This is a genomic window from Polaromonas sp. P1_E1_2, assembly GCF_056406035.1.
In genome coordinates, this window is sequence record NZ_JBFUAZ010000665.1 from 1 (window position 1) to 2,248 (window position 2,248).

The 2,248-nt window shown below is 61.3% G+C and carries 1 protein-coding gene; it reads left to right on the plus strand.

Annotated features, from left to right (window positions below):
- Positions 1-32 precede the first annotated feature (32 nt).
- Positions 33-2,248 (plus strand): DNA translocase FtsK (locus tag AC1D1P_RS21445; protein ID WP_477674363.1); only part of this gene is annotated, 2,216 nt, incomplete at its 3' end.

Consider the following 2,248-nt stretch of genomic DNA (forward strand, 5'->3'; position numbering starts at 1 on the left):
CGCTACTTCCGGCTTGCAGTACTAGCCGGGCCATGACTTACTCACTCGATACCCTGAACTCCAGAAATTCCCCAGCCGCGGGCGCGCCCAGCGGCATCAAACGCTTTGCCCATGAAGTCAGCCTGATTCTGGGCCTGCTCGGCCTGATTTTCTGGCTCGCGGCACTGCTCAGCTATTCTCCGCAAGACGCTGCCTGGTCAACATCCGGTACCGCTGATGTCCTGGGTGGCGCCCAAGCTGCGTCCCGAAACTGGGGTGGCCGCCTGGGCGCATGGCTGGCAGATGCGAGCTATTTCCTGCTGGGCTTTTCCGTCTGGTGGGCATTGGCGGCAGGCGCCCAGGTCTGGTTGTCTTCATTGGCGCGCTGGCTTCGCGGCGAGCCCCTTGCTGCCGATTCATCCCATTCCGCCGGCCGGATCCGGTTCTGGCTAAGCCTGCTCCTGCTTTTACTGGCCAGCGCGGCGCTGGAATGGTCCCGCCTGTATCGTTTTGAATTCAGGTTGCCCGGCCACGCTGGCGGCGTGCTGGGTTACCTGGCTGGAACGCAGGGCGAGAAATGGCTGGGTTTTGCTGGTTCAGGCCTGGTTTTTATTGCGCTCGGCGTGATCGCCGTGTCCGCCGTGTTCGGCTTTTCCTGGGCGCATGTGGCCCTGCGTGTTGGCGCGTGGATTGACAACCTGATTGACTCCCGCCGCGAAAAGCGCGAAATTGCCGAAGACCTCGCCTTCGGCAAACTGGCCGCGCGTGAGCGTGAAGAGACTTTGATCGACGAGCGCATCGAGATTGAAGAGCACCACCCGGTGCCGGTCCTGATTGAGCCCGTGCTCGTGGATATTCCCAAAAGCGAGCGCGTGGCAAAAGAACGGCAAAAGCCGCTCTTCAGTGAAATGCCCGACTCCAAGCTCCCGCAGGTTGATCTGCTGGACGGTGCGCTGACACGCCAGGAGACCGTGGCCCCCGAGACGCTGGAAATGACCTCGCGCCTGATCGAGAAAAAGCTGAAGGATTTCGGCGTCGAGGTGCGTGTCGTGGCCGCCGCTCCCGGCCCCGTCATCACACGTTATGAGATCGAACCCGCCACGGGCGTGAAGGGCTCGCAGGTCGTCAACCTGGCCAAAGACCTGGCGCGCGCCCTCAGCCTCGTTTCCATTCGCGTGATCGAAACCATTCCCGGCAAAAACTACATGGCGCTGGAGCTGCCCAACGCCAAGCGCCAGTCCATCAAGCTCAGTGAAATCCTGGGCTCGCAGGTCTACAACGAAGCCAAGTCCATGCTCACCATCGGCCTGGGCAAGGACATTAGCGGCGCTGCGGTGGTGGCTGACCTCGCCAAGATGCCGCACTGCCTGGTGGCCGGTACCACCGGCTCCGGCAAGTCGGTCGGCATCAATGCCATGATCCTGAGCCTGCTCTACAAGGCCGATGCGCGTGACGTGCGGCTGCTGCTGATCGACCCCAAGATGCTGGAAATGAGTGTCTATGAAGGCATTCCGCATTTGCTGGCGCCGGTGGTGACCGACATGCGCCAGGCCGCCCACGGCCTGAACTGGTGTGTGGCCGAAATGGAAAAGCGCTACAAGCTCATGAGCAAGCTGGGCGTGCGCAACCTGGCCGGTTACAACGCCAAGCTCGACGAGGCCAAGGCCAAGGGCGAATTCATCTACAACCCCTTCAGCCTCACGCCCGAGCAACCCGAGCCGCTGGAACGCCTGCCTTACATCGTGGTGGTGATCGACGAGCTGGCCGACCTGATGATGGTGGTCGGCAAGAAGATTGAAGAGCTGATCGCCCGCCTGGCGCAAAAAGCCCGGGCCGCCGGCATCCACCTGGTGCTGGCCACCCAGAGGCCAAGCGTGGATGTGATTACTGGCCTGATCAAGGCCAATATCCCGACCCGCCTGTCTTTCCAGGTCAGCAGCAAGATCGACAGCCGGACCATTCTTGACCAGATGGGCGCTGAGGCATTGTTAGGAATGGGTGACATGCTTTACATGCCGAGTGGTACAGGCTTTCCAATTCGGGTGCATGGTGCGTTTGTGAGTGATGACGAAGTGCACCGCGTGGTGGCCTACCTCAAGCTGCAGGGCGAACCCAATTACATCGATGGCGTGCTGGAAGGCGGTACCGTCGATGGCGAAGACGGCGACTTGCTGGGTGATGGCAGCAGTGGCGGTAACGGCGGCGGTGAAAAAGACCCGATGTACGACCAGGCCGTGGAAGTCGTGCTGAAAAACCGCAAGGCCAGCAT